Here is a 24085-nt window from a genome sequence, read left to right as displayed (position 1 = left end):
GTGACGGCGACCCTTCAGCTCCATCCGAGTGCTGCTCGTACACCGTCCTGCCGAACACCGTGGTGCGCCTGTTTCGGATGGGCCGGTTCATGTCTACGGATCGAAGCGCTTGATCTTCTCGAACGGCCTGACGGAGTACGACCACGAGTGCCGGTGGAGGCGGTGCGGAGGGCACGCGAGTGTCTGCTTTGGACATACCCATGCGAACGAATGACGGCGAGCAGTAGGCGCCGCAGCCCCGGAAGCCACACAGGCCCGGTCCGGTGCCGCTGGGCGTCCGGTGGTCGGGCAAAGCAGGCGCCTGCCTCGTGGCCGTCCCCGGTTGCCGTCGCGGTGACCACGGCCCGCCGCGCGTGCGGCACACAACCTGTCCTGCAAAGCGGTTCGAACCTCTCTTTCGAAAAGCAATAACGATCACCACTCGTCAAGCGTCTTCCACTAAGGAGCCCGAAACCATGCCCAGACGCTCCGTACGGCGACTCGTCGTGGCCGCCGCTGCCGCAAGCCTTGTTGCCGCAGCCCCGTTGATCGCGGCCCAGCCGGCATTCGCGCAGTACCCGCCCGCCCCCAATCTGACCGTCGAGGACGTGGACCTGGTCCTGGAGACCGGACAGGTGGTCGACTTCCTCGGGCGGGGCTTCCAGCCGAACGAGCAGACCACCGGTCGTCTCGTACCGGTCGGCGGTGGTGGCGGCGCCGGCGGACCCGGCGGTGCTGCCGCGCTGGGCCGCTCCGCGGCGGTCCCGCAGTCCTTCACTGCGGCCGACCCCAAGTCCAGCCCCAAGCCCAGCCCGTCACCCACGTCGTCGGTCGGCGGCGGTGACGACCGTCCCGTCGTGACGGTAGGTACGTGGACAGCCGACGGGAGCGGAGTCGTGGACTCGACGTTCACCGTCCCCGCGGGGACGCCGGAAGGCGCCTACTACTTCCAGCTGGCCGGCGCGGAGTCCGAGCTCGTCCTCACCGTTCGGGTGACCATCGACGCAGACGGCGACGGCGACGGCGACGACGACCACGGGCGCCCCGGTGACGGCGACGACGACCACGGACGCCCCGGTGACGGCGACCACGGGCGCCCCGGCAGCGGTGACGACGACCACGGACGCCACGGCAGCGACGACCACGACGGCCGCGACGGCCGTGACCACGACGGCCGCGACCACGACGACTACGACGACCGCGACGGCCGCGACCACGACGACGACGGGGACGACGGGGACGACGACAAGGACTCGGGACCCTCGCTGGCCGACACCGGCTCGTCCGACGGAACGGTCGCACTGCTGACCGCGACCGGCGGTCTGCTGCTGCTCGGCGGCGGCGCGTTGGTCGTCGCGAAGCGCCGGCGCAACGCCTCCCAGCGGGGCTGACGGGCCGGCCACCGGCACAACGGCACCATCGCGGTACGGGAGAGCTCCCGGCAGCGTCCTCGCTGTCCGGGAGCTCTCCCGTGTGGGAATCGCGGCCCGGGCCGCCGCACAGGATCACGGCGGGGGAGTGCGTCACGGGGGCGAATCCCCCGGTGAGCCGGTGGAGGGACAGCGGCGGGGGCAGCGGCGTCGTGCGAGGGTGCGGGGCATGCGCGTCGCTTTCGTGACCCCTGTGGTCGTCCTGGCCCTCGCCGCCGGGGCCCTGGCACCTTCCTGTACGGCGGACGGCGGTGCCGGCGGACGGGGTCCGGCGCAGGGCCGGGCGGCGACAACGGTCGAGCGTCTGCGGGTCGAGGTCGTCGGGACCCTGCCGCACGACCCGGAGGCCTTCACCCAGGGCCTGGAGATGGCCCGCGGCGTGCTCTACGAGAGCACGGGTGTCTCCGGCCGTTCGACGATCGGATGGGGCCCGCCGGGTGCCGCGCCCACCCGGCGTGTGCGACTGCCGGCACCGCTGTTCGGTGAGGGGATCACCATCGTGGGCCGGACCCTGTGGCAGCTCACCTGGCGCGACGGTGTCGCGATCGAGCGCGACGCAAGGACTCTCGCCGAGCTCCGCCGGGTTCCGTACGACGGCGAGGGCTGGGGAGTGTGCCACCAGCCGCGCCACGGCCGCCTGGTGACGAGCGACGGCTCCGCCCGCCTCGTCTTCCGGGACCCCGGGACCCTCGGGAGGAAGGGCTCGGTCGTCGTCACCCTCGACGGGCGGCGGGTGAACCGGCTCAACGAACTGGAGTGCGTCGGCGACCTCGTGTACGCCAACGTCTGGCCCACCGACCGGATCGTGCGGATCGACGCCGGCACCGGCCGTGTGACGGGGGAGATCTCCGCGAACGGCCTGATCGGCGCGGCCGAGCGGCGGCACGCGGACGTCCTCAACGGGATCGCGGCCGTCCCGGGAACCGATCAGTTCCTGCTGACCGGCAAGTGGTGGCCGAAGACGTTCCGGGTGCGGTTCGTGCCCGCCCCGCACAGGGACGGCGCCGCACGGCGGACTCCCTGAGCCGGATCCCGGCAGGTGTCGTTCCGCTTGGTCCGGCGGCCGTCGACGGGTGGCCGGTGGTCGCGGTGGACGACGGGACCACCGCGATGGGTGTCGACGGACGCTGCCCGCGCTCCGGCTGCCCGCGCTCCGGCTGCCCGCGCCCGGGGCAACGGCGCCCCGGGGCGACCGGGGACGGAACCGACGGCGACGTGTCCGTGCCGGTCCTCACCGGGACCGTTCACGGTGCGGACACGGTCCGGGCCGGCTCCCCGGACCCGCCTCAGTCCCCCACCACCACCGTCCGCTGGGCCGAGAAGTCCCCCCAATCGCCGTCCGGGAGCCTGGCACGCAGCTTCAGCGAGTGGCGGGTGCCCGGCGGGTCGGTCACGGTGAGGGTGTACTTCACGGGGCCGGGCGGAGGTTCGGCGCCCCAGACGATCGTCGTGGCGAGGGTGCCGTCGAGGAAGAGCTGGTGCTCCCGGACCGGCCCGCCCGTCGCCGGCGGGGTCCAGGTCAGCTCGACCGTGTGGACGGAGGGGGCGGTGCGCCGGATGGCCGCGGTGAGCCCGGTGGGTGCCGTTCCCGGGCCCGCGCCCGGTGCCCCGGCGGTCGTCAGGTCGAGCGGGGCGCTGTCCGGCGAGGAGTTGTCGGCCGCGTCCCGGGCGCGGACGGTGAACGTGTAGACCGTGCCCGGACGCAGACCGGTGACCCGGGCCGTGGTGGCGGTTCCGGGCACGCTGTGGATACGGGAGTCCGCCTGGTAGACGTCGTACGCCGTCACTCCCCGGTCGTCGGCCGAGGCACCCCAGGACAGGGTGACCGCACGACTCCCGTCGGCTCGGCCCCGGAGGACTCCCGGGCGGCCGGGCGGGCGCCGGTCCTCGACGGCGGGTTCGAGCGTGGTGACGCGGACCGGGGCACTGTGTGCCGAAGCGTTGCCTGCGGTGTCGAGGGCGCGGACGGTGAACGCGTACGGGGTGGAAGGGGTGAGGCCGTCGATGTCGGTCATGCGCGTGGCCGCCGGGAGGGACGCGGCCTTCGTGCCGGCGCGGTAGACCTCGTAGCCGCTGACGCCGGTGTCGTCCGTGGAGTGCTCCCACATGACGTGCACCGAGGTCGCGCTGCTCGCCTGGACGGTGACGCCGCTCGGCACGGAGGGACTGCGGGTGTCCGCGGCCCCGGCGCCACCGCCGCATGCCGCGACGAGCAGCACGCACGTACACGTCAGCACGGGGAAGAGCAGGGGTCGTCGCACCGGGCTGCCTCCGTCCGCCGGGCATTGGTCCAGACCTGTATCGCACAGTCCGGCCGCGCCCGGCAAGAGGGCGGAGGGCACGGGGGCGGGCGGACGGAGATGCCCGGGAGTCAGGAGGGAGAGCCGCCCACGGGGTCCTGACGTTCGCTGTGGCCCAGCGTCCTGCCAGGCGCGACCACGTCCCTGACGGCCCGCTTCACGGCGGTCGGCTCGGGGAACCCCTGCTCACGGCGGTCCCAGACGACCTCTCCGTCGACCCGCACCACGAGCACGCCCCCGATGCCCGGCTTCAGCGCCACCTCGGTGAGCTCGGTGCGGTCGAAGGTGCCGAGGAGTTCCTGGGCCAGCCATACGGCGCGGGGCAGCCAGCGGCACTGGGTGCAGTACTCGATCTGCAGCCGGTGGCCTGCCGTTTCCCGCTCCGGCCCGAGTTCCGGCACCTCGTCTGCCGCGGACATCCGGCGCCCTCACCTTCCCGTGCCGCGGCGGCGCGCCGCGGACCGCTTCACGGTCGCCCTCGCCGTCTTCGCGGCGTGCGCCGCCAAGTCTGCCACCCTGCCGTCCGGGTGGCGTCCCCGCAGGTCCTCCAGGACGCGGGCCGCGCCCGCAGGGTCGCTCTCCGCCAGTGCCGTCAGCAAGGACGGGGCACCGCCCGGCCAGCCGGCGGCGGCCTCGTCGAATGCCTCGACCAGGGCGGTGGGAGCGGGCTCGGGGGCGCGGTCCGCGTCGGCGGCGGCCACGAAGGTCCGCATGTCCGCCGCCCAGCAGGCGTCCAGCTCCTCCAGCAGGAGCGTGGCCCGCGCGGTGAGGGGCACGAGGCCCTCGTCCGCGGGTTCGCCCCGGGAGTGGAGAAGCCGGTGGGCGTGGGCACCGGTGACGGGGTCGGTGAGCGCGGCCCGCAGGGGTCCGTCGGGGATGCCCGCCCGGTCCAGCCGGTCGAACAGGGCCGTCGTCAGCGTGCGGTGGAAGTCGGCGGACTTGGCCGCGGAGACGGCGTCCAGCAGCTCGCTCCACGCCGCGTCGGTGGCGCCACGTGCCGTCGTCCACGCGGTGACCGCCGTGGCGGCGACGGCCGGCGGCCAGTACTGGACGGCGGTGACGGTGCGTGCCGCGTCCCAGGAGACGAGTTCGTGCTCGTCGGGGGCGGCGACGTGGCCCACGGCGAGGACGTGGCGGACGACGGCGTTGCCGAGCGGGGTGAGACCGTAGGCGTCGCCGGTGCGGAAGACGCAGCCGGTACGGGTCAGTGCGTCCACCACGGCGGCGAGCGCGCGGGCCGGGCCGTCGACCGCCGCGCGGTCGTCCTCGGTGAGACCGGGAATGCCGAGTACTCCGGACAGTTCGGCGAGCGGCGGCGTCTCGTACCCGGGCGGGGCCGAGGCGGGGACGACGGCCGGGGCGTCCTCCAGGTCGGGCGGGACGGTCAGGTCGGTGTGGCCCGACGCCTTGCGGGCCACGGACTCCGGGGTGCCGCCCCGCGCGTACAGCCCGTAGAGGACGTGCGCGGCGTCGAGTGCGTACTCCTCGTCGGCGGCGCGGTCCGGGTCGGAGCCGGCGGCGATGCGCTCCACGACTGCGGCGAGCACGTCGGCCCCGAGTTCGACGAGTTCCTGCGGCGTGCCGCCGGTCCAGACGGCCTCGGCCGGTCCGGGGAAGCCGCACTGCTCGGCCAGGTCGCGGACGTCGTCGCTCCCGGCCGCCAGTGCCGCGGGCAGCGGGGCCGCGTGCAGCAGCGTCCGGATCTCACCGGGGCCGGGCACGGCGGCGGGCGGGGGCAGCGGAGTGGCGGAGTCGCCGTGGTGGTCGAGGTGTTCGTCGAGGAAGCGGTCGGCGAGGACGACGTGCGGCAGGGCCTCGGGCCCGGGGGCGAGGCCCTCGTACGGTCCCGAGAGCGCCTCGGCGAGGCCCGCCGCCGTCCAGCGGTCGGTCAGGTCCACCGCCAGCGCCTCCAGTTCGGACGTGAGCGCCTCCTCGGGGCGGGCGGCCTCCAGGGCGGGAGTCGTGGGCAGCAGCGGCCCCGCCGGTGAGGGTCCTTCGACGTCGTGGGCGAAGGCGGCCAGCAGGGCGTCGGTGAGCCGGATGCGGGCCGCGAAGGTGGCCGCGGTGACGTCCGAGCGGTGCAGGGGTTCGGGGAGCCCCGGCCGCTCCGCGTGAGGTGCCGAGTCGAGCGCGGCGAGCCAGGCGCGTACCGCCTCGGGGTCGTCCGCCTCGACGCCGTCCGCCCGCAGCAGCGACGCGTACCAGCGGGGCCAGGTCAGGTTGCGGGGGTCGCCCAGGGCCCGGACGAACTCCGGTACGGCGTCGCCGGCCGCGGTGAGGACGCGCGCATGGCGCTTGGCGTTCAGCCGGCCCGCGTCGCGTACGCGGTCCGCGAGCGCGGTGAGCACGGACGGGACGGCGGCGGCCTCGTCCGGGCTCGCCCACAGCAGCAGCGGCAGGTCCTCGACGAGGACCCGGCGCACCAGCTCGGGCGTCGGCTCGGGTACACCCGCGCGGCGGTCCGCGCCGTGCAGCGCCAGCAGGGTCAGTACCGCGTCCGCGGGGCGGGGCGGCAGGGCGGTCTTCCGCTCCGTCTCCGCCCAGGTGAGGAATGCGTCGAGGCCGGTGTTCAGGGCAGTGGTACGGGTCACCTGGGGAGCGTATGGGCGTTGACCGGGGCAGAGGCGCTTGCCCGTGCGGAGGATGGCCCGTTCGGGCGAGGGACGGCCGCCGGAGCGCGGCACTCGCGGTCCCGTGCGGGCCGCACGGCCCTACGTGACCGCGCGGGCCCCGCTGGCTCCGGGCCGCACCGAGACGTGCCCGGCCCGTGCGGCTCCCGGCCGTACGGGCCCTCCCGGACCCGCGCGGCTCCCGGCCGATGAGTTCCGGCCGGCCGGGACGTCTGCACCGTCATGGAGACCAACAGCACGAACGGTACGAACAGGACCGGCACGCCGGACCTCGGTCCGGTGGCCACCGCCGTGGCACGCCTGGCCGAGGGGGTGACGGACGCGAGCCTCGGGGAGCCGACCCCGTGCCCGAAGTACGCCGTACGGGAACTGCTCGCCCATGTCGTCGGGCTCTCCGCGGCCTTCCGGGACGCCGCCCGCAAGGACTTCGGGCCGTCGACCGCCGTCGACCCGGGAACCGTGGAGTGGGTCCTGGGGGGCGACTGGCGCTCGGAGCTGCCGAGGCTGCTGGACGAACTGGTGAACGCCTGGCGCGACCCCGGGGCGTGGGACGGCGACACCCGGGCGGGCGGGATCGTCTTCCCGGCCGCCGTCGCGGGGAGGGTCGCCCTCAACGAGCTGCTCGTCCACGGTTGGGACCTGGCGCGCGCCACCGGCCGGGACTACGCGCCGGACGAGGCCGCCCTGCGGGTGTCCTACGGCCTGCTGGCCCCGGCCGCGGACGACGGAGGCCGCGGCGGCATGTTCGGCCCCGTGGTCCAGGTGCCGGACGACGCCACGCTGCTCGACCGGGTCATCGGCCTCAGCGGCCGCCGGCCGGACTGGCGTCCGGGGGACTGAGGCGGGTCACTTCGCCCACGGCCGGCCCCGGCCGGTGGCCCGGGGCGGAACGGACGTGGGCACGGCGGTCAGCGGGTCCGGCGGCCCGGTCTGCCGTACGCGCCCCGCGTCGCCGTCGGGCCGCCGCGGACGGGGAGCCCCGGACACGCACGGCGACGGCCCGCAGCACGCCGTCGCCGTGCCCAGCACGGCGGGTCCCTCAGTGCACCGGGACCGGATCCGGCACCCGTTCCGCCTCGGCCGGTGACGCGTCGCCGGTGCGCGTCCCGGTGCCGAGGTGGTTGACGGCCAGGTTGAGCACGATGGCGACCACGCAGCCGGTCGAGATGCCGGAGTCGAGCACCACCAGCAGGTCCTTCGGGAAGGCGTGGCACAACTCCGGCGCCGCGATCGGGATCAGCCCGATGCCCACGGAGGACACGCCACGATCAGCGCGTTCTCGCCCTTCTCCAGTGCGGCCGCGGCCAGCGTCTGGATGCCGCCGGCGGCGACCGAACCGAAGAGGACGAAGAGGACGATGCCCGCGCCGCCGAGGACCGGCAGCGGGACGAGGGCGATGACGGAGGCCGCGACGGGACAGAGCCCCAGCAGGATCAGGATGCCGCCGGCGGCCACCACATGGCGGCTGCGGACCTTCGTCATCGCGACCAGGCCGATGTTCTGCGCGAAGGCGCTGCGCATGAAGCCGTCGAAGAGCGGGCTGCTCGCGCTACCGAGGGTGTCGGCGCGCAGTCCGCCCTCGATGGTCCGCTCGTCGGCCGGCCGGTCCACGATCCTGCCGAGGGCCAGTGTGTCCGCGGTGGACTCGGTCATGCAGACGAGCATCACGATGCACATGGAGACGATCGCGGCGAGCTCGAACAACACGTCGGCTCCGACGTGGGTGTCAGGGAGGTCAGAAGTGGTGCGTGATGCAGGTGCTGTTGCTGTGAGGTGCGCCTGTGGAGAAGTACCGAGGGATGCCGGCACGAGAGAGTTCACCGTCGCCGGGAGGTGTGTGCCGTGTTCTCGGCACACAACCTCCCGGCGGCGGCTGCCGCGGACCCCGCTCGGGTCCGCGGCCCGCCGGTCGAGGGCCGTCCCCCTCGACCGGACTACCGGGGGTGTCAGGCCTGCGCGGCGATCCGCGCGAGGCGCTGGGCCTCGTCCCGCGTGGAGCGGGCGATGGCGTCCTCGTCGGCCCTGAGCAGCCGGCCGTTCTCGACGACCGGCTCACCGCCGACGAGGGAGAGCGTGACCGGGGCCGCCGCGCCGAGGACGAGGGCGGCCACCGGGTCGGCGATGGAGGCGTGGGCGAGGGTGTCCAGCTTCCAGAGGACCAGGTCGGCGAGCTTGCCCGGCTCCAGGGAGCCGATCTGCGAGGCGCGGCCGAGAACCCGCGCGCCGCCGTAGGTGCCCAGGCGCAGCGCCTGACGCGCATTCAGCGCGGCTTCGCGGTGCACCGGGTTGAGGCGGTTGACGAGCAGCGCGTTGCGCAGTTCGGTGTGCAGTTCGCCGGACTCGTTGGACGCGGTGCCGTCGACGCCGAGGCCGACGGGGACACCGGCCTTCAGCATGTCGGGTACGCGGGCGATACCGGCGGCGAGCCGGGCGTTGGACGAGGGGCAGTGGGCGACACCGGTCTTCGTCCGGGCGAACGCCTCGATGTCGGAGTCGTTCATGTGGACGCAGTGCGCCATCCACACGTCCTCGCCGAGCCAGCCGGTCGACTCGAAGTAGTCGGTCGGGCCCATGCCGAAGAGCTCGTGGCAGAACTTCTCCTCCTCCACGGTCTCGCTGCCGTGGGTGTGGAGGCGTACGCCCTTGCGGCGGGCCAGCTCGGCGCCCTGCTTGAGCAGTTCGGTGGAGACCGAGAACGGGGAGCAGGGGGCGACCGCGATCTGCGTCATCGCGTCGAAGGAGGCGTCGTGGTGCGCGTCGATGGTCTCCTCGGTGGCGGCCAGGGCTCCCTCGAGGGTCTCGACGGCGAAGTCCGGCGGCAGACCGCCGTCCTTCTCGCTGCGGTCCATGGAGCCCCGGGCCAGGGTGAACCGGACACCCATCTCGGACGCGGCCCGGATGATGGCGCCGGAAAGATCGCCGGAGCCCTTCGGGAAGACGTAGTGGTGGTCCATCGCGGTGGTGACGCCGCCGCGGGCCATCATCGCCAGGGAGCCCTGCGCGGCGGAGTACGCCATCTGCTCGTCGATGCGGGCCCAGGTCGGGTAGAGCGCGACGAGCCAGTCGAACAGGTTGTGGTCGGTGGCGAGGCCGCGGGTGATCCACTGGTAGAAGTGGTGGTGCGTGTTGACCAGGCCGGGGGTGGCGAGGTGGCCGGTGCCGTCAACGCGTCGGACCACGTTCTCCAGGTTCTCGGGGGCCCTGCCCGGACCGACCGACTCGATGCGGTTGCCGGCGACGACGATGTGGCCGGAGGCGTACTCGGTGTCGTCGGCGTCCACGGTCGCGATCGAGCAGTTCTCGATGACGATGCGCGGGGCTGCTGCCGATGCTGCCATGGCGGTGCGTCCTTTGACTTTCAGTGGCGGTGCGGGCACGGCAGGACCCTGGAGGATTTGAGTGCCACGGCCCGGGGGCCGTGGGTGCCGAAAGGGTGGGAGGACCGGGTGGGCGGGACCGGCGCGGGCGTGTCCGCCCCACGTGCACGTGTCAAGGAAACCACCTGTTCCCTCGTGCCCGGTACCGCCCCGTCCGTCCGTCCGGACGGACGGACGGACGGGGCCGCGGCCGGTCCCGTCCGACGGGCGGCTCTCCGACCGCCGCGGCCGTGTCGACGGGCGGCCGGGGCGGCGGTCAGAGGTTGGTCAGGTCGACCGGGATCCGCGCCTCGGCGCCGTCCCGCAGGACCGTCGCCTCGATGAGCCCGTAGGGACGGTCGGCGGCGAAGTAGACCTCGTTGTCGTTCTTGAGCCCGAACGGCTCCAGGTCGACGAGGAAGTGGTGCTTGTTCGGCAGGGAGAAGCGGACCTCGTCGATCTCCGCGCGGTTGTTGATGATGCGCGCGCCCATCTGGTACAGCGTCTGCTGCAGCGAGAGGGAGTAGGTCTCGGCGAAGGCGTGGAGCATGTGCTTCTTCACCTGCTCGTAGGACTTGTCCCAGTTGGGCGCCTTCTGCTCGTCGTCGGTCCAGTTGAACCGCCAGCGGCCGGAGACCTCCGTGGCCAGGATGCGGTCGTACGCCTCCCGGAGGGTCGTGTACTTGTCCTTGACGTAGCCCCAGAACTCGGAGTTCGTCGAGTTCATCACGACCAGGTCCTTCAGGCCGGAGACGACCTCCCACGACTTCCCGTCGTAGGTGATCTGGGTGAGGCGGGTCTCCTGGCCCTGGCGGACGAAGGAGTGCCTGACCTCGTCGGCGCCGATGAACTTGGAGTTGGCGTCGGAGGTCGCGATGCGCTCCCAGGCGTACTCCTCGATGCGGATGCGCGCGCGGTGGATCGGCTCCTGCGAGGTCACGAAGTGGCGGGCGAGGTGGATGCCGAACTGCTCGGCGGACTCGATGCCGTGCTCCTTGGCGAACGCGTACACCGTGTTCTTGGTGGTGTCGGTCGGGAGCACGTTGGCGTTCGAACCGGAGTAGTGGACGTCCTCCATGTCGCCGGAGAGCGCGACCGAGACGTTCAGGTCCTTGATGTGGTGGGTGTCGCCGTCCCGCGTGATCTTCACGACGCGGTTCTCGGCCTTGCCGTACTGGTTCTGTCCCAGGAGTACGGGGCGGCCGGGTCGGGATGTGGCTGTCATTGTCTGCTAGCTCCCTCGGTAAACGGAGTAGCCGAACGGGTTGAGCAGCAGCGGTACGTGGTAGTGCTCGCCCGGCACGACGGCGAACGTGATCGCCACCTCCGGGAAGAACGCACCGCTGTCCCGATTCGCGGGGGCGTCCTGCTGGGCCTCGGCTTGCTTCTTCGCGAAGTACGACTCGGTCTCGAAGTCGAGCCGTACGTGGGTCGTGCCCTCCGGCAGTGCCGGCAGGTCCTTGCACCGGCCGTCCGCGTCGGTCGCGGATCCGCCGAGTGCCGTCCACCCGCCGCCGGAACCCTCGCGGGCCGACAGGGAGACGGCGACGCCCTCGGCGGGGCGGCCCCTGCTCGTGTCCAGGATGTGGGTGGACACGGACGCCGTTGTCTCGGTGCTCATACGCTCTCTTCCTCCACGAGACGGGTGAGCCGGATCCGGTTGATCTTCCCCAGTTCGGCGCGGACGATCTCCCGCTCCTGCTCGGGCGAGTGGTCGATCCGCTCCCGGACGGCGTCCCTCATCTGCTCACCGGTACGGCCGGTGGCGCAGATCAGGAAGACATGGCCGAACTTGTCCTGGTAGGCCAGGTTGAGTTCGAGCATTTCGGCTCTGAGCTCCTCGGAGGCACCGGCCATCCCGCTCTGCTCGCGGGAGGAGGTCGGGTCCCCGGGCTTCGGCCGGCCGATCGGCGGGTGCCCCGCCATCGCTTCGGCCAGGTCCTCGGCGGTCAGCTCCGCCATGGCGGCGTCGCTGGCCGCGAGGAGGGCCTCGACGGTGGCGTAGGGGCGCCGGGCGAGGAGTTCGCCGCCCCAGGCCGAGCTGGCGCACACCTCGTGCAGCACGGCCTGGGCCTCGCTGTCCGTCGAGGTGTTGAACCGGGTGAGGCCCGGTACGGAAGTCGAAGACACGGGAGCCTCCGTGGCTGTTCTGCAAGGTGCGTCGGACGGGCTGCGGATAGCTAACGCCTTCCCCGGACAGCCCGTCAACACTTTGTTGAAATTTCCTGGACGGAAAAGCCGCCGTCCCGACATATGGACGGCGGCCGTGTACGCGGAGTGCCCGGCTACTCACCCCGAGCGGCATTCTCCCGGTTCAGGTAGTTGTAGACGGTGAACCGGCTGACCCCGAGCGCGCTCGCCACCGTCTCCACCCCGTGCCGTACGGAGAAGGCTCCGCGTGCCTCCAGCGTCCGGACGACCGACTGCTTCACCTTGCGGTCGAGAGCCGACAGCGGCATGCCGTAGCGGCGCTCCATGGCGGCCAGGATGTGGTCCAGCGAGTCGGACAGCTGCGGCAGCCGGACGGCCAGCACCTCGGCATCGTCCCAGGAGAGGACGACATCGTCCGGCTGGGCCTGGTCGGGGCGGAGTATCTCCGCGCCCATCGCGTCCACCAGCGGTTTCACCGCTTCGACCAGAGGGTGGTCTCCGGGCTCGGTCACTGCTCCCCCTCCTCGTCCTCGTCCGCGCCGTCGCGGACCGCCGGGGCGGCGTCCTGCTCCCCGATCACGTTGACCTGCAGCGAGACCCGGGTGGCGCCTGCCCCCAGTGCCCGGCGCAACAGCGAGTCGACCGCGGTGAGCACGGCGTCCGCCCCACCCTCGGCCGTGTTGCCGAAGGGGCCCACGTCCACGGCGTCCAGGTGGGCCGCCTGGATGACCTCGCGGGCGACCAGTGCATGGACCGGGGCCTCGTCGAGGTCGAAGGGTTCCGTCGTGAACTCCACTCGCAATCGCATGCCCCAACGTTAAGCCCGCGCACGCCGGCGTCCTCGGGCGGTGCGGGAAACGCGATCGCCTCGGCGCGAGGTCCGCCGCCCGCGGCGGCGCCGGTGCCGCGGACGGGCGAGTGCGAGCCGGTAGGAGGGTGCCGCCGCACCCGTCGCCCACGCCGGTTGCCGCGCCCCCTTCCCGGATCCGTCCCGGCCGCGGCGGAACGCCCGCCGGCACGGATCCGCTGGTGGGCAACGGTCGGGACTCGATGCGCGCAGCCCCCTCCACAAGCCCCGATACCCGGCGGTAATGTCACCCCGCGCCGGGCAGGACGGGACCGGCGGGGCGAGCGTGAAGGGGCCCTCATGGCGACGGAGACGCACACACCGCATTCGGGCGGGCCGCAGGACGGGGCGGCGTCCGGCGGGCCCGAGGAGCGGGCGGCGCAGGAGCGCTGGCAGCGTGCCTGGAGCCATCGCGAGGACCTGCTCAAGGTGGCGCGCCGGCGGTCGATGAGCCCGGAGGACGCCGAGGACGCCGTGCACGAGGCGATGCTGCGGGCGGCCGAGAACCCCCACCTCGACGACGAGCGGCTGGGGGCGTGGCTGACGACGGTGACGATGCGGCTGTGCGTCGACCGGTACCGGCAGGTCAGCCGGGAGGCGGAGGTGCGCAGTAGCCCGCGGCTGGTGGTGCCGCGGCCCGCGCCGCTCGACGAGGTCGTGTGCGACCGGGCCGAGGCCAGGTGGCTGGCCGTGCGCAGCGGAGAGCTGCCCGCACGCCAGGCGGAGGCCCTGCGGCTGAAGTCCGAGGACCTCGACGTCGGGGAGGTCGCCCGGGAAATGGGGCTGAGCTACCGGACGGTGGAATCACTGCTGGCCCGGGCCCGGCGGACGCTGCGGGCGTCGCTCGCGGGCACGCTGGGACTGGCGCTGTGGCTGCTGGGGCGCAGGCCCCGGACGGGGAGCCACGCTCATCCGGTGGTCGCGGCGTCGGCCGCGGCGACCCTGGCCGTCGCCGGTTTCGTCGTGCCGTTCGCCGACGACGGGGACGGGCCGGGACGTCGCCCCGCCACGTCCGAGACCGCCGACGAGTGGCCGGCCGGCGACGACCGGAACCGGGGCACCGACGGGCCGGCTCCCTCCGCCGGCCCCGCGGCCGCTTCCTCCGCGGGTGCGACGCGGACGCCCGGCGGTCCGTCCGTGCCGCTGCCCCTGCCGGACCCGGCGCTGCCCTCGCTGCCGCCGGTGCCCCCGCCCGCGGTGCCGTCGGTACCGGATGTGCCCGACGTGCCCGGGTCTCCGGAGGTCTCCGGGATCCCGGCGCTGCCCGACCCGACGGCCGCCGAGGACACCACCGTCCGCGACGCACCCGCCCTGCCGCGGACCGCCGTCTCCGGGGACCCCGCACCGGGCGGGTCCGGTCCGTCCCGCACCGTGTCGTCCGAGCCGCCGTCCACCCCGTCGGCTCCGGGGGACGCGCCCTCGCCCTGAGCCGCGGGACGCACCCCCGTCCGCACCCACGGGCCCCGGGTGCGCACCCGCCCACGCCGATCCGCACCGGCCGCGCGGCAGGCGCGCCGGGCCCGTCCGAGCCGACACCCTCCCGGTGCACGGGTGTGACCGACCGCACCGGCCGACCCTCGCCGAAAAAAGTCGGTCCTCTCCGCGACGGACGCCCCGCCCCTCCCCGTAGAGCAGGTGTCGGAGCTGCTCAACGGCTGGAGGGTGTACCGGATGGGTGTCGAGATCCGTGTGGAGGGACTGACCAAGTCCTTCGGCCATCAGGTCATCTGGCAGGACGTGTCGCTGACTCTGCCCGCCGGGGAGATCTCGGTCATGCTCGGCCCCTCGGGCACGGGGAAGTCGGTGTTCCTCAAGACCCTCGTCGGGCTGCTCAGGCCCGACCGCGGGTCGGTGCGGATCGCGGACCGGGACATCACCCGGCTCCGCGAGCACGACCTGTACGAGGTGCGGAAGCTGTTCGGCGTCCTCTTCCAGGACGGCGCGCTGTTCGGGTCGATGAACCTGTACGACAACATCGCCTTCCCGCTGCGCGAGCACACCCGCCGGTCCGAGGCGGAGATCCGGCGGACCGTCCTCGAGAAGATGGAGATGGTCGGTCTGATCGGCGCCGAGGAGAAGCTGCCCGGCGAGATCTCGGGAGGGATGCGCAAGCGCGCCGGGCTGGCGCGCGCCCTGGTGCTCGACCCGGAGATCATCCTGTTCGACGAGCCGGACTCGGGACTCGACCCGGTGCGGGTGGCCTATCTCAACCAGCTGATCGTCGACCTCAACGCGCAGATCGACGCCACCTTCCTCATCGTCACCCATGACATCGCCTCCGCCCGCCAGGTCCCGGACAACATCGGTCTGCTGTTCCGGCGGGAGTTGGTGGTGTTCGGGCCCCGCGAGCGGCTGCTGAACAGTGACGAGCCCGTCGTACGGCAGTTCCTCCACGGCAGGATGCAGGGGCCGATCGGGATGGCGGAGGAGAAGGACGCCGCCCAGGTCGAGCTGGAACTCGCGCAGTTGGACCGGGGCGCGGCGGCCGGCGACGGCGGCGACGCCCGCGTGGTCACTCCCCGCCTGCTTCCGAGCCCCGGCATCACCCGCCCGCCCCGCTGGGAGGCCATCGCTCGGCGCGAGGCGGAACGGCACGGCCGCAAGGAGGTGGCGGGGACGTGAGCCTCTCCCCCACCGGAGCCCTGCGGCACTCCGGCAGCCTGTTCGCGTTGGCCCTGGACGTCCTGAGGACGCTCCCCCGGCGGCCCTTCCAGGTACGGGAGTTCATCCAGCAGGCCTGGTTCATCGCCAGTGTGACGATCCTGCCGACGGCTCTGGTGTCCATCCCCTTCGGCGCGGTCATCGCGCTGCAGATCGGCAGTCTGACCCGGCAGCTCGGCGCCCAGTCCTTCTCGGGCGCGGCCTCGGTGCTCGCCGTGCTGAGGGAGGCGTCGCCCATCGTGACGGCGCTGCTGATCGCGGGCGCCGGCGGCACCGCGATCTGCGCGGACCTCGGCGCCCGCAGGATCCGCGAGGAAATCGACGCGATGCAGGTGCTGGGCATCGACCCGATCCACCGCCTGGTCGTTCCCCGGGTGCTGGCCTCGATGGTCGTCGCGGTGCTGCTCAACGGCCTGGTGTCGGTGGTCGGGGTCGCGGGCGGCTACTTCTTCAATGTCGTCCTGCAGAACGGCACTCCCGGGGCCTATCTCGCCTCGTTCACCACACTCGCCCAGCTGTCCGACCTGTGGGCGGCCGAGCTGAAGGCCCTGGTGTTCGGGGCGATCGCGGCGATCGTCGCCTCGTACAAGGGGCTGACGGCCAAGGGCGGCCCGAAGGGCGTGGGCGACGCGGTGAACCAGTCGGTGGTCATCACCTTCATGTTGCTGTTCGTCACGAACTTCGTGATGACCGCCGTGTACTTCCAAGTCGTTCCGCAGAAGGGCTGACCGTGGCGCTGATCGACCGTCTCGTGGGACGACCGCTGCGTTCCCTGGAGGAGCTGGGCGCCCAGCTGTCCTTCTACGGGCGCTCGCTGGCCTGGACCGGGCGCACCCTCCGCCGTTACAAGAAGGAGGTCCTGCGGCTGCTGGCCGAGGTCAGCTTCGGCCGCGGCGCGCTCGCCGTCGTCGGCGGGACCGTGGGGGTGATCGCGTTCCTGTCCTTCTTCACCGGCACCGAGGTGGGCCTCCAGGGGTACGCGGCGCTCAACCAGCTGGGCACCTCCAACTTCGTCGCGTTCCTCTCCGCCTACTTCAACACACGGGAGATCGCCCCGCTGGTGGCGGGGCTGGCGCTGTCCGCGACCGTCGGGGCCGGCTTCACCGCCCAGCTCGGAGCGATGAGGATCAGCGAGGAGACCGACGCGCTGGAGGTGATGGGCGTCCCGTCGCTGCCGTTCCTGGTGACGACCCGGATGATCGCCGGGTTCGTCGCCGTCGTCCCGCTCTACGTGGTCGGGCTGCTGTCCTCGTACTTCGCCGCCCGGACGATCACGACCGGTTACCACGGCCAGTCGGCCGGCACCTACGACCACTACTTCCAGCAGTACCTGCCGCCGGTCGACGTGCTCTGGTCGTTCGGCAAGGTGATCGTCTTCGCCGTCGTGATCATCCTGGTGCACTGCTACTACGGCTACCACGCGAACGGCGGCCCGGCCGGGGTCGGCGTCGCGGTCGGCCGAGCGGTGCGCACCTCGATCGTCGCCGTCAACGTCCTGGACTTCTTCCTCAGCCTGGCGATCTGGGGCGCCAGCACGACCGTACGGATTGCGGGGTAGTGCCGATGCGCGTCCGACTGCGGATCCACGGAATCGTCTTCATCGCCGTGCTCGCCCTGCTGCTGTCACTGTCCGTGGCCGTGTACCGGAAGGCGTTCACCCCCGTCGTCGGGGTCACGCTGGAGACCGGCGCCCTCGGCAACCAGCTGGAGCCGCAGGCCGATGTGAAACTGCGCGGACTGCTGGTCGGCGAGGTGCGCGGGGTACGGGCCGACGGGGAGAAGGCGACGCTCGACCTCGCCCTGGACCCGGAGCACGTCTCCCGCATCCCGGCCGACGTCCGGGCCCGGCTGCTGCCCAAGACGCTGTTCGGCGAGAAGTACGTCGACCTGGTGGACCCCGGCGGCCCTCCGGCGCGGACGATCCGCGCCGGGGACGTCATCACCCAGGACCGCACCGCGGCCGGTATCGAGGTGCAGCAGCTGATGAACGATCTGCTGCCGCTGCTGCGCGCGGTCCGCCCCGCCGAACTCAACGCCACCCTCTCGGCGTTCTCCACCGCACTGGAGGGCCGCGGCGAACGGATCGGCGACAACCTGACCCGGGTCGAGGGCTATCTGCGCCGGCTCAACCCCCATCTGCCGTCGCTGCAGGAGGACATCTCGCGGTTCGCGGACGTCGCCGAGGTGTACGGGGACGCCGCACCGGACCTGATGAGGATCCTGCGCAACACCCTCACCACCAGCCGGACCGTCGTGGAGAAACGGGAGCAGCTGGCCGCCCTGTTCACCTCGACGGCCGGGGTCGCGGGCACCGCGGACGCGTTCCTCGACGCGAACGGGGAGCGGCTGATCACCCTGGGCCGTGTCTCGCGGCCCACGCTGGCCCTGTTCGCCCGCTACTCGCCCGAGTACCCCTGCCTGCTCGACGGTCTGGTGAGGCAGGAGGCCGCGTCGGAACAGACCTTCAGAGGCGGAAAGATGCACATCACCCTCGAATTCGTCCGCCCCCGGCCGGGGTACCGGCCGGGCGAGGAGCCCCGGTGGGGGGAGCGCTCGGGCCCCGACTGCCGGGGCATGCCCCGGCCGCTTGTCCCGGCACCGGACGTGAAGCTGGACGACGGCACCGCCCGGATCGCGCCGGCCGGCGCGGCGGGACGGCGGGTGTCCGCGACCGGGGCCGAGCAGCGTGCCGTCGGATCGCTCGTGGCACCGGTCCTGGGCGTACCCGCGGACGAGGTTCCCGCAGTGGCCACCCTGCTGTTCGGCCCGATGGCCCGCGGGACGGCGGTGAGCGTCGTATGAGGGCCGCGTCCCTGCGGCGGGCCGGGGAGACCGCCTCGCCGCTGATCAAGTTCGGTCTCTTCGCGGTGGTGACGGTGCTCGCGACGGCGCTGCTCGCCACCACCATCGCCACCGTCTCCTTCACTCCGGAGCACACCTACCGGGCGGTGTTCAGCGATGTCACCGGCCTGGAGGAGGGCGACGACATCCGCGTCGCCGGCGTGCGGGTGGGCGAGGTCCGGGAGATCGGCATCAGGAACCGGACCCTGGCGGAGGTCACGTTCACCGTGGCCGAGAAGCGCCCGCTGCTCACCGGCACGGGTGCCGTGATCCGCTATCGCAATCTGGTCGGCTCGCGGTACATCGCGCTGACGGAGGGCCCGGGCGACGGCGCGACGCTGCCGCCGGGGAGCCGGATCCCCCTCTCCCGCACCCAGCCCGCGCTCGATCTGAACGCTCTGCTGGGCGGGTTCAAGCCGCTGTTCGCCGCCCTCAGCCCGAAGGACGTGAACCGGCTCGCCACCGGGATCGTCAGGACGCTCCAGGGCGAGGGCGGCACCGTGAACAGCCTGCTCGCGCACACCGCCTCGCTCACCAGCACCCTCGCCGACCGCGACGAGCTGATCGGCTCGGTGATCGACAACCTCAACACGGTGCTGGCGACCCTCGACAGGCGCGGTGCCCGGTTCTCCGGGCTGGTCAAGCAGCTCCAGCGGCTGGTCTCCGGTCTCTCCGCCGACCGCAGGCCGATCGGCGAGTCGCTGGTGAACATCAACGGCCTGACGGAGGCCACCGCCGGCCTGCTGGAGGACGCCCGCCCGCCGCTGCGCGACGACATCGCGGAGCTGCGGGAGCTGACCGGGACGCTGAACGACAACGAGAAGACCGTGGAGGGCGTGCTGAAACGGCTGCCGGGCAAGCTCGACAAGCTCACGAGGACCGCCTCGTACGGCTCATGGTTCAACTTCTACCTCTGCGACTTCGACGGCCGCGTGGTGCTGCCGAGGACCCGGGAGGTCATCACCCCCGAACTCCACGTCGCCCGGGCGAGGTGCGCATGAAGGGACGACGGAGGACACGCATGATCCCGTTCCGGGACCGGAACCCCGTGACGATCGGCGCGGCCGGCCTCACCGCGCTCGCGCTGCTGGCCGTCGCCGCGTTCAACGCCGACGACCTGCCGCTGATCGGCGACGGCGAGACCTACAGCGCCGCGTTCTCGGAGGCCGGCGGGCTCAAGCCCGGAGACGAGGTCCGGGTCGCCGGGGTGAAGGTGGGCAAGGTCGACGAGGTGGACCTGGACGGGGACCACGTCAAGGTGGTCTTCCGGGTCAGGGGGGAGCCGGGCCTCGGCACCCGGACCGGTGCGGCCATCCGCGTCAAGACGATCCTGGGTGCCAAGTACCTGGCCCTGAGGCCCGAGGGCCCGGGGCAGCTGAGGCCGGGCAGCGAGATCCCGCTGAACCGGACCACGCCCGCCTATGACGTCGTGACGGCCTTCAGCGATCTGACCACGACCACCGAGAAGGTCGACACCGAGCGGCTGGCCGCGGCCCTGGAGACGATCTCCACCACCTTCGAGGACTCCCCCGCCGAGGTGCGGGAGTCCGTGAAGGGCCTCTCGCGGATCTCCCGCACGGTCGCCTCCCGCGACCGGGCGCTGCGGGAACTGCTCGACCACGCCGGCGGGGTGAGCGCGGTCCTCGCCGAGCGCTCCCGCGAGTTCTCCGCCCTGGTCAAGGACGGCGACGCGCTGTTCCAGGAGATCTCCCGGCGGCGAGCGGCGATCCACGCCCTGCTCAAAAGTTCCGCGGCGCTCGGGATCCAGCTGTCGGGGCTGGTCGAGGACAACCGCAGGGAGATCGGGCCCGCGCTGAAGGGCCTGAACCAGGTCGTCGGCATGCTCGAACGCAACCAGGCCGCCCTCGACCGCAGCGTGCGGCTGCTCGCGCCGTATGTGCGCGTCTTCGCCAACACCCTCGGCAACGGCCGCTGGTTCGACAGCTACATCCAGAACCTGGTCGCCGCTCCGGTGGTCCCGCGGACGGGAGGTCCCTCGTGAAAGCGTCCCTGTCACGCATACGTGTGCCGCGCATACGTGTGCCGCGCATGGCTGTACGGCGTGTACGTCCGCCGCGCACGACGCTGCTGCGGGGGGCGGCGCTGGTGACCGCCCTCGCGCTGGTCGCGGCGTGCGCGGTGGCACTGTGGCCGCGCAAGGACCCGGTCCGCGTCACCGCGTTCTTCCCGCGGACCGTCGGCATCTACCCGGGCTCGGACGTCCGGGTGCTCGGGGTCCGGATCGGCGAGGTCGCGGAGATCACGCCGGAGGGCCGCCGGGTGCGGGTGGTCCTCGAGTACGACGCCGGGCGGAAGGTGCCCGCCGGGGCCCGGGCCGCGATCATCAACTCGTCCGTGGTCAGCGACCGTTACGTGCAGCTGCTGCCCGTGTACCGGGGCGGCCCGGTGATGCGCGGCGGGGACGTCATCCCAGAACGGCGCACGGCCGTACCGGTGGAGCTGGACCGGGTCTTCGACAGTCTGCACACGACGTCGGAGGCGCTCGGTCCGCGCGGTGCCAACGGCGACGGCGCGCTGTCGCGGCTGCTGGGCGTGAGCGCGGACAACCTCCAGGGGCAGGGCGGTGCGATCCACCGGTCCGTGGAGGACCTCTCCCGGGCGGTGACGACCCTGTCGGACGGACGGCAGGACCTGTTCTCGACCGTGCGCAACCTCCAGGTGTTCACGGCGGCGCTGGCCGCCGACGACAAGAACGTCCGGTCCTTCAACGACAGCCTCGCGAAGGTGGCCGGACAGCTCGCCGCGGAGCGCAAGGACCTCGCGGCGGCGCTGCGGCACCTGGGCGCGGCGCTCGCCGACGTCTCCGACTTCGTCCGGGCGAACAAGCGGTCGCTGGCATCGAACGTGGAAGGGCTGAGCAAGGTCACCAAGGTGCTGGTCACCCAGCGCGCCGCGCTCGCGGAGCTGCTGGAGGTCGCCCCCGCCGGGCTGTCCAACCTGCAGAACGCCTACAACCCGTCCGCCGGGACGCTCGACACCCGCAACAACCCGGACCGGCCGCAGGACCCGGCCGCGCTGCTCTGCTCGCTGCTGCGGACGACCGGGGAGGCCGGGGCCGAGGACTGCGCGGACCTGCGGAAGCTGTTCGGCTCGCTGCCGGAGCTCGGGCCGGCCGGCACCCGGGCCGTGTCCGGGACGGGCCAGGTCGACCGTACGCTCGGCGGAATCCTGGGGGCCCGCGCATGAGGACGCTGCGCACGGGGACGGCGGCCTGGGCGGCGGCCGGTTCGCTGCTGCTGACGGGCTGTGAGTTCAGCGGTCTGTACGACGTCGCACTGCCCGGCGGTGCCGCGGCCGACGGCAACGCCTACCGGGTGACCGTCGAGTTCAGGGACGTGCTCGACCTGGTGCCCCAGTCGGCGGTGAAGGTGAACGACGTCACCGTCGGCGCGGTCGAGAAGGTCGAACTGGACGGCTGGCACGCCCGGGTCCGGCTGCGCGTCGCGGACTCGGTTGCGCTGCCCGCCAACGCGATCGCCGAGCTGCGACAGACCAGCATGCTCGGCGAGAAGTACGTGTCGCTGTCAGCGCCCGTGGACGCCGCCCCGGCGGGCCGGCTGAAGGACGGCGCCCGGATCCCGCTGTCCCGCAGCGGCCGCAATCCGGAGATCGAGGAGGTGCTGTCCGCGCTGTCGGCGCTGCTCAACGGCGGCGGGGTCGCCCAGCTGAAGACCATCACCACCGAGCTCAACAAGGCATTGGAGGGCCGGGAGAACCGGGTCAGGTCCCTGCTGACGGAGCTGGACACCTTCATCGGCGGTCTCGACGGCCGGCGCAGGGAGATCGTCCGGGCGCTGGCCGGCATCGACCGGCTCGCCGAACGGCTGGCACAGGAGAAGAAGACGATCGCGGGGGCCCTCGACACGGTGCCTCCGGCCCTGAAGGTCCTGGCCGACCAGCGGCGCAGCCTCACGGCCATGCTCACGTCGCTGTCGAAACTGGGCAGGACCGGCAGCCGTGTGATCAACGCGTCGCGGGACGACACCGTGGCCAACCTGAAGAGCCTGCGGCCGATCCTGGAGCAGCTCAACGCGGCGGGAGCCGATCTGCCCAACGCCCTGGAACTGCTGACGACGTATCCGTTCCCGCGCAACGCCGTCGACGCGATCCACGGCGACTACGTCAACCTGAAGATCACCGCCGATCTCGACCTCGCCTCGGTCTACGGCAATCTGGCCGACGGGCCGTCGCAGCCCGACGGTGGCGGACCGGACCGGCCCGGGGTGCCCGGCGTACCGGACCCGCCGGAACTCCCCGGCGTCCCCGACGTCCCGGACGTCCCCGGTGTCCCGGAGTCCACCGCCCTTCCGGACGGGCCCGGCGGGCCCGCCGTTCCCCCACCTCCCGGCGGCGGACTGTGCCCGCCGGTGTGCGCGGGCAGTCAGGCGTCGTACGGGGGCGACAACGGCGGCGGACCTCCACCGGGGATCGATCTCGCCCTCGCGGAGCTGATGCTGAAGGGGATGCAGCCGTGATCACACGAACGGTCAGGATCCAGCTCGCGGCCTTCGCCGCGGTCACCGCGATCGGTGTGTCGTACGTCGGGGCCCGCTACACGGGCCTGGTGGACGCCGTCCTCGACCGCGGCTACACCGTACGGGCCGACCTCGCCGACTCGGGCGGCGTCTTCCGGGGCTCGGAGGTCACCTACCGGGGCGTGCCCGTGGGCCGCGTCGGGGAGCTGCGGCTGACCGGGCGGGACGGCGTCTCGGTGGACCTGGACATCGAGGACGGTGCCCGGATCCCGGCGGACACCGTGGCGGTCGTGGCGAACCGTTCGGCGGTCGGCGAGCAGTACGTCGACCTGCAGCCCCGCGGCACGGGCGGCCCGTACCTCCGCGAGGGCGACGTCATAGCCCGCTCCGACACCCGGGTGCCGCTGCCCACCACCGACGTCGTCCTGAGCCTGGACCGGCTGGTGAACTCCGTCGGCAAAGAGGACCTGCGGATCACGGTCGACGAACTCGGCAAGGCGTTCGCGGGCACCGGTCCGGAGCTGAGCAGGCTGGTGGACTCCGGCAACAGCCTGGTCGAGGCGGCGTCCGCGTCGCTGCCGCAGACGATCGCCCTGATCGAGGACTCCCGGAAGGTGCTCGGCACACAGGCCGAACAGGGCTCGGCCATCCGGTCCTTCTCACGGGACCTCGCGGCGCTGACCGCGGAGCTGAAGTCCTCCGACGGTGACATCCGCCGGCTCGTCGGCGCCGGGGCTCCCGCCGCGCAGGAGGTCGACTCGCTGCTGTCGGAGACCCGGCCGCATCTGCCCGTCCTGCTGGGAAACCTGATCAGCGGCGGCCAGATCGCGGTGGTCCGGCTCCCCGGTGTGGAACAGGCCCTGGTCACCTTCCCCGTGGTGGTGGCGGGCAGTTGGACGGTGATCCCCGGAGACGGCACCACCCACTTCGGGATGGTGGCGAACGCCGACGACCCGCCGGCGTGCCGGCAGGGCTACGGCACCCAGCGGCGCGACCCCTCGGACACCCGGGAGCGGCCCGCGAACACGGCGGCGCGCTGCACGGCCCCGCGCGGCGGACCCACCTCGGTCCGCGGTGCGCAGAACGCACCCGGCCCGTCGGGGCCTTCCGGCGGCGGCGCGGACCCGGCCGCGTACGTCACCCCCTACGACCCGGAGACCGGCACAGCCGCCGGCCCGGACGGAACGCTCGTCGAGATCGGCTCGACGGGCGGCGAACGGAGCGTGTTCGGAAAGGAGTCATGGCAATGGCTGCTCGTGGGACCGATGGCATGACGGACATGGCGGCGGAGGGCGCGGGCGGCGGGCACGGCGGGCAACGCGCCTCCACGCCCGCTGCTGGCGGCGCGGACACTGGCCCGGCGGCCGGCACGGCGGCCGGCACGGCGGCCGGCA

The 24085-nt window shown here is 72.9% G+C and carries 22 protein-coding genes and 1 pseudogene; 13 read left to right on the top strand and 10 right to left on the bottom strand.

Annotated features, from left to right (window positions below):
- The first annotated feature begins 455 nt into the window (after nt 1-455).
- Together QMZ92_RS00115 and QMZ92_RS00110 are read left to right on the top strand one after the other, a co-directional pair.
- Nucleotides 456-1370 carry an LPXTG cell wall anchor domain-containing protein gene (locus QMZ92_RS00115; protein ID WP_283295128.1) on the top strand — a complete coding sequence of 305 codons (915 nt, stop codon included), beginning with the start codon at nt 456-458 and terminating at the stop codon, nt 1368-1370.
- A gap of 208 nt (nt 1371-1578) precedes the next feature.
- On the top strand, nt 1579-2433 hold the full coding sequence (locus tag QMZ92_RS00110; protein ID WP_283295127.1) for a glutaminyl-peptide cyclotransferase: 855 nt from the start codon (nt 1579-1581) through the stop codon (nt 2431-2433).
- Between the two features lie 262 nt (nt 2434-2695).
- On the opposite strand, the gene QMZ92_RS00105 is transcribed toward QMZ92_RS00110, so the two are convergent.
- The 3 genes from QMZ92_RS00105 to QMZ92_RS00095 all read right to left on the bottom strand — a co-directional run bounded on the left by QMZ92_RS00105 (nt 2696) and on the right by QMZ92_RS00095 (nt 6300).
- Nucleotides 2696-3670, bottom strand: a complete 975-nt coding sequence (locus QMZ92_RS00105; protein ID WP_502961959.1) for a fibronectin type III domain-containing protein — start codon at nt 3668-3670, stop codon at nt 2696-2698.
- 110 nt (nt 3671-3780) lie between these two features.
- On the bottom strand, nt 3781-4128 hold the full coding sequence (locus QMZ92_RS00100) for an Rdx family protein (RefSeq protein ID WP_283295126.1): 348 nt from the start codon (nt 4126-4128) through the stop codon (nt 3781-3783).
- Nucleotides 4129-4137: 9 nt separating this feature from the next.
- Nucleotides 4138-6300: a hypothetical protein gene (locus QMZ92_RS00095; protein WP_283295125.1), complete on the bottom strand. Its 2163-nt coding sequence runs from the start codon at nt 6298-6300 to the stop codon at nt 4138-4140.
- A 261-nt stretch (nt 6301-6561) separates the two neighbouring features.
- Here QMZ92_RS00095 and QMZ92_RS00090 point away from each other — a divergent pair, with 261 nt between their 5' ends.
- Nucleotides 6562-7179 (top strand): TIGR03086 family metal-binding protein, encoded by a 618-nt coding sequence (locus QMZ92_RS00090; protein WP_283295124.1) that lies wholly within the window; start codon nt 6562-6564, stop codon nt 7177-7179.
- A gap of 199 nt (nt 7180-7378) precedes the next feature.
- Here the strand turns inward: QMZ92_RS00090 and QMZ92_RS00085 are convergent.
- The 7 genes and pseudogenes from QMZ92_RS00085 to QMZ92_RS00055 all read right to left on the bottom strand — a co-directional run.
- Nucleotides 7379-8061: pseudogene (locus QMZ92_RS00085) on the bottom strand (solute carrier family 23 protein); the annotation flags it as partial.
- A 224-nt stretch (nt 8062-8285) separates the two neighbouring features.
- Nucleotides 8286-9677 (bottom strand): 8-oxoguanine deaminase, encoded by a 1392-nt coding sequence (locus QMZ92_RS00080; protein WP_138052336.1) that lies wholly within the window; start codon nt 9675-9677, stop codon nt 8286-8288.
- Nucleotides 9678-9972: 295 nt separating this feature from the next.
- Nucleotides 9973-10920 (bottom strand): factor-independent urate hydroxylase, encoded by a 948-nt coding sequence (gene pucL, locus QMZ92_RS00075; protein ID WP_283295123.1) that lies wholly within the window; start codon nt 10918-10920, stop codon nt 9973-9975.
- Nucleotides 10921-10926: 6 nt separating this feature from the next.
- Nucleotides 10927-11316 carry a hydroxyisourate hydrolase gene (gene uraH, locus QMZ92_RS00070; RefSeq protein WP_138052338.1) on the bottom strand — a complete coding sequence of 130 codons (390 nt, stop codon included), beginning with the start codon at nt 11314-11316 and terminating at the stop codon, nt 10927-10929.
- Nucleotides 11313-11825: a 2-oxo-4-hydroxy-4-carboxy-5-ureidoimidazoline decarboxylase gene (uraD, locus tag QMZ92_RS00065; RefSeq protein ID WP_283295122.1), complete on the bottom strand. Its 513-nt coding sequence runs from the start codon at nt 11823-11825 to the stop codon at nt 11313-11315. Before uraD ends, uraH begins: the two co-directional genes overlap by 4 nt.
- Nucleotides 11826-11980: 155 nt before the next feature.
- On the bottom strand, nt 11981-12358 hold the full coding sequence (locus QMZ92_RS00060) for a helix-turn-helix domain-containing protein (protein ID WP_283295121.1): 378 nt from the start codon (nt 12356-12358) through the stop codon (nt 11981-11983).
- Complete coding sequence (locus QMZ92_RS00055) at nt 12355-12654, bottom strand: YkoF family thiamine-binding protein (protein ID WP_138052340.1); 300 nt, start codon at nt 12652-12654, stop codon at nt 12355-12357. The genes QMZ92_RS00060 and QMZ92_RS00055 overlap by 4 nt, the downstream gene beginning before the upstream one ends.
- A 339-nt stretch (nt 12655-12993) precedes the next feature.
- On the opposite strand from QMZ92_RS00055, the gene QMZ92_RS00050 reads away from it, so the two are divergent.
- From QMZ92_RS00050 to QMZ92_RS00005, 10 genes are all read left to right on the top strand, one after another.
- On the top strand, nt 12994-14121 hold the full coding sequence (locus QMZ92_RS00050; protein WP_283295120.1) for an RNA polymerase sigma factor: 1128 nt from the start codon (nt 12994-12996) through the stop codon (nt 14119-14121).
- A gap of 243 nt (nt 14122-14364) precedes the next feature.
- Complete coding sequence (locus QMZ92_RS00045; protein ID WP_283295307.1) at nt 14365-15315, top strand: ABC transporter ATP-binding protein; 951 nt, start codon at nt 14365-14367, stop codon at nt 15313-15315.
- Nucleotides 15312-16082, top strand: coding sequence for an MlaE family ABC transporter permease (locus QMZ92_RS00040; protein WP_138052342.1), 771 nt, complete (start codon nt 15312-15314; stop codon nt 16080-16082). The genes QMZ92_RS00045 and QMZ92_RS00040 overlap by 4 nt, the downstream gene beginning before the upstream one ends.
- Before the next feature lie 2 nt (nt 16083-16084).
- A complete protein-coding gene (locus QMZ92_RS00035; RefSeq protein WP_283295119.1) occupies nt 16085-16912 on the top strand; it encodes an MlaE family ABC transporter permease in 828 nt (275 codons plus the stop codon).
- 5 nt (nt 16913-16917) lie between these two features.
- Nucleotides 16918-18156, top strand: a complete 1239-nt coding sequence (locus QMZ92_RS00030; protein WP_283295118.1) for an MCE family protein — start codon at nt 16918-16920, stop codon at nt 18154-18156.
- Nucleotides 18153-19196: an MCE family protein gene (locus tag QMZ92_RS00025; RefSeq protein ID WP_283295117.1), complete on the top strand. Its 1044-nt coding sequence runs from the start codon at nt 18153-18155 to the stop codon at nt 19194-19196. The genes QMZ92_RS00030 and QMZ92_RS00025 overlap by 4 nt, the downstream gene beginning before the upstream one ends.
- A 20-nt stretch (nt 19197-19216) precedes the next feature.
- On the top strand, nt 19217-20197 hold the full coding sequence (locus tag QMZ92_RS00020) for an MCE family protein (protein ID WP_283295116.1): 981 nt from the start codon (nt 19217-19219) through the stop codon (nt 20195-20197).
- A 47-nt stretch (nt 20198-20244) separates the two neighbouring features.
- Nucleotides 20245-21402 (top strand): MCE family protein, encoded by a 1158-nt coding sequence (locus QMZ92_RS00015; protein ID WP_283295115.1) that lies wholly within the window; start codon nt 20245-20247, stop codon nt 21400-21402.
- Nucleotides 21399-22691 carry an MCE family protein gene (locus tag QMZ92_RS00010; protein WP_283295114.1) on the top strand — a complete coding sequence of 431 codons (1293 nt, stop codon included), beginning with the start codon at nt 21399-21401 and terminating at the stop codon, nt 22689-22691. Before QMZ92_RS00015 ends, QMZ92_RS00010 begins: the two co-directional genes overlap by 4 nt.
- Nucleotides 22688-23965 carry an MCE family protein gene (locus tag QMZ92_RS00005; protein ID WP_283295113.1) on the top strand — a complete coding sequence of 426 codons (1278 nt, stop codon included), beginning with the start codon at nt 22688-22690 and terminating at the stop codon, nt 23963-23965. Before QMZ92_RS00010 ends, QMZ92_RS00005 begins: the two co-directional genes overlap by 4 nt.
- Nucleotides 23966-24085 lie beyond the last annotated feature (120 nt).

This window comes from Streptomyces sp. HNM0645 (assembly GCF_030056615.1).
Classification (GTDB): Bacteria; Actinomycetota; Actinomycetes; order Streptomycetales; family Streptomycetaceae; genus Streptomyces; species Streptomyces marianii.
This window is presented reverse-complemented; position numbering and strand designations above follow the sequence as displayed.

What these genes read in the sequence shown, in the direction of transcription:
- QMZ92_RS00115 (WP_283295128.1), top strand. Translation starts at nt 456, where the DNA reads ATGCCCAGACGCTCCGTACGGCGACTCGTCGTGGCCGCCGCTGCCGCA.
- QMZ92_RS00110 (WP_283295127.1), top strand. Translation starts at nt 1,579, where the DNA reads ATGCGCGTCGCTTTCGTGACCCCTGTGGTCGTCCTGGCCCTCGCCGCC.
- QMZ92_RS00100 (WP_283295126.1), bottom strand. Translation starts at nt 4,128, where the DNA reads ATGTCCGCGGCAGACGAGGTGCCGGAACTCGGGCCGGAGCGGGAAACG.
- QMZ92_RS00090 (WP_283295124.1), top strand. Translation starts at nt 6,562, where the DNA reads ATGGAGACCAACAGCACGAACGGTACGAACAGGACCGGCACGCCGGAC.
- QMZ92_RS00080 (WP_138052336.1), bottom strand. Translation starts at nt 9,677, where the DNA reads ATGGCAGCATCGGCAGCAGCCCCGCGCATCGTCATCGAGAACTGCTCG.
- pucL (WP_283295123.1), bottom strand. Translation starts at nt 10,920, where the DNA reads ATGACAGCCACATCCCGACCCGGCCGCCCCGTACTCCTGGGACAGAAC.
- uraH (WP_138052338.1), bottom strand. Translation starts at nt 11,316, where the DNA reads ATGAGCACCGAGACAACGGCGTCCGTGTCCACCCACATCCTGGACACG.
- QMZ92_RS00055 (WP_138052340.1), bottom strand. Translation starts at nt 12,654, where the DNA reads ATGCGATTGCGAGTGGAGTTCACGACGGAACCCTTCGACCTCGACGAG.
- QMZ92_RS00050 (WP_283295120.1), top strand. Translation starts at nt 12,994, where the DNA reads ATGGCGACGGAGACGCACACACCGCATTCGGGCGGGCCGCAGGACGGG.
- QMZ92_RS00045 (WP_283295307.1), top strand. Translation starts at nt 14,365, where the DNA reads ATGGGTGTCGAGATCCGTGTGGAGGGACTGACCAAGTCCTTCGGCCAT.
- QMZ92_RS00030 (WP_283295118.1), top strand. Translation starts at nt 16,918, where the DNA reads ATGCGCGTCCGACTGCGGATCCACGGAATCGTCTTCATCGCCGTGCTC.
- QMZ92_RS00025 (WP_283295117.1), top strand. Translation starts at nt 18,153, where the DNA reads ATGAGGGCCGCGTCCCTGCGGCGGGCCGGGGAGACCGCCTCGCCGCTG.
- QMZ92_RS00020 (WP_283295116.1), top strand. Translation starts at nt 19,217, where the DNA reads ATGATCCCGTTCCGGGACCGGAACCCCGTGACGATCGGCGCGGCCGGC.
- QMZ92_RS00015 (WP_283295115.1), top strand. Translation starts at nt 20,245, where the DNA reads ATGGCTGTACGGCGTGTACGTCCGCCGCGCACGACGCTGCTGCGGGGG.
- QMZ92_RS00010 (WP_283295114.1), top strand. Translation starts at nt 21,399, where the DNA reads ATGAGGACGCTGCGCACGGGGACGGCGGCCTGGGCGGCGGCCGGTTCG.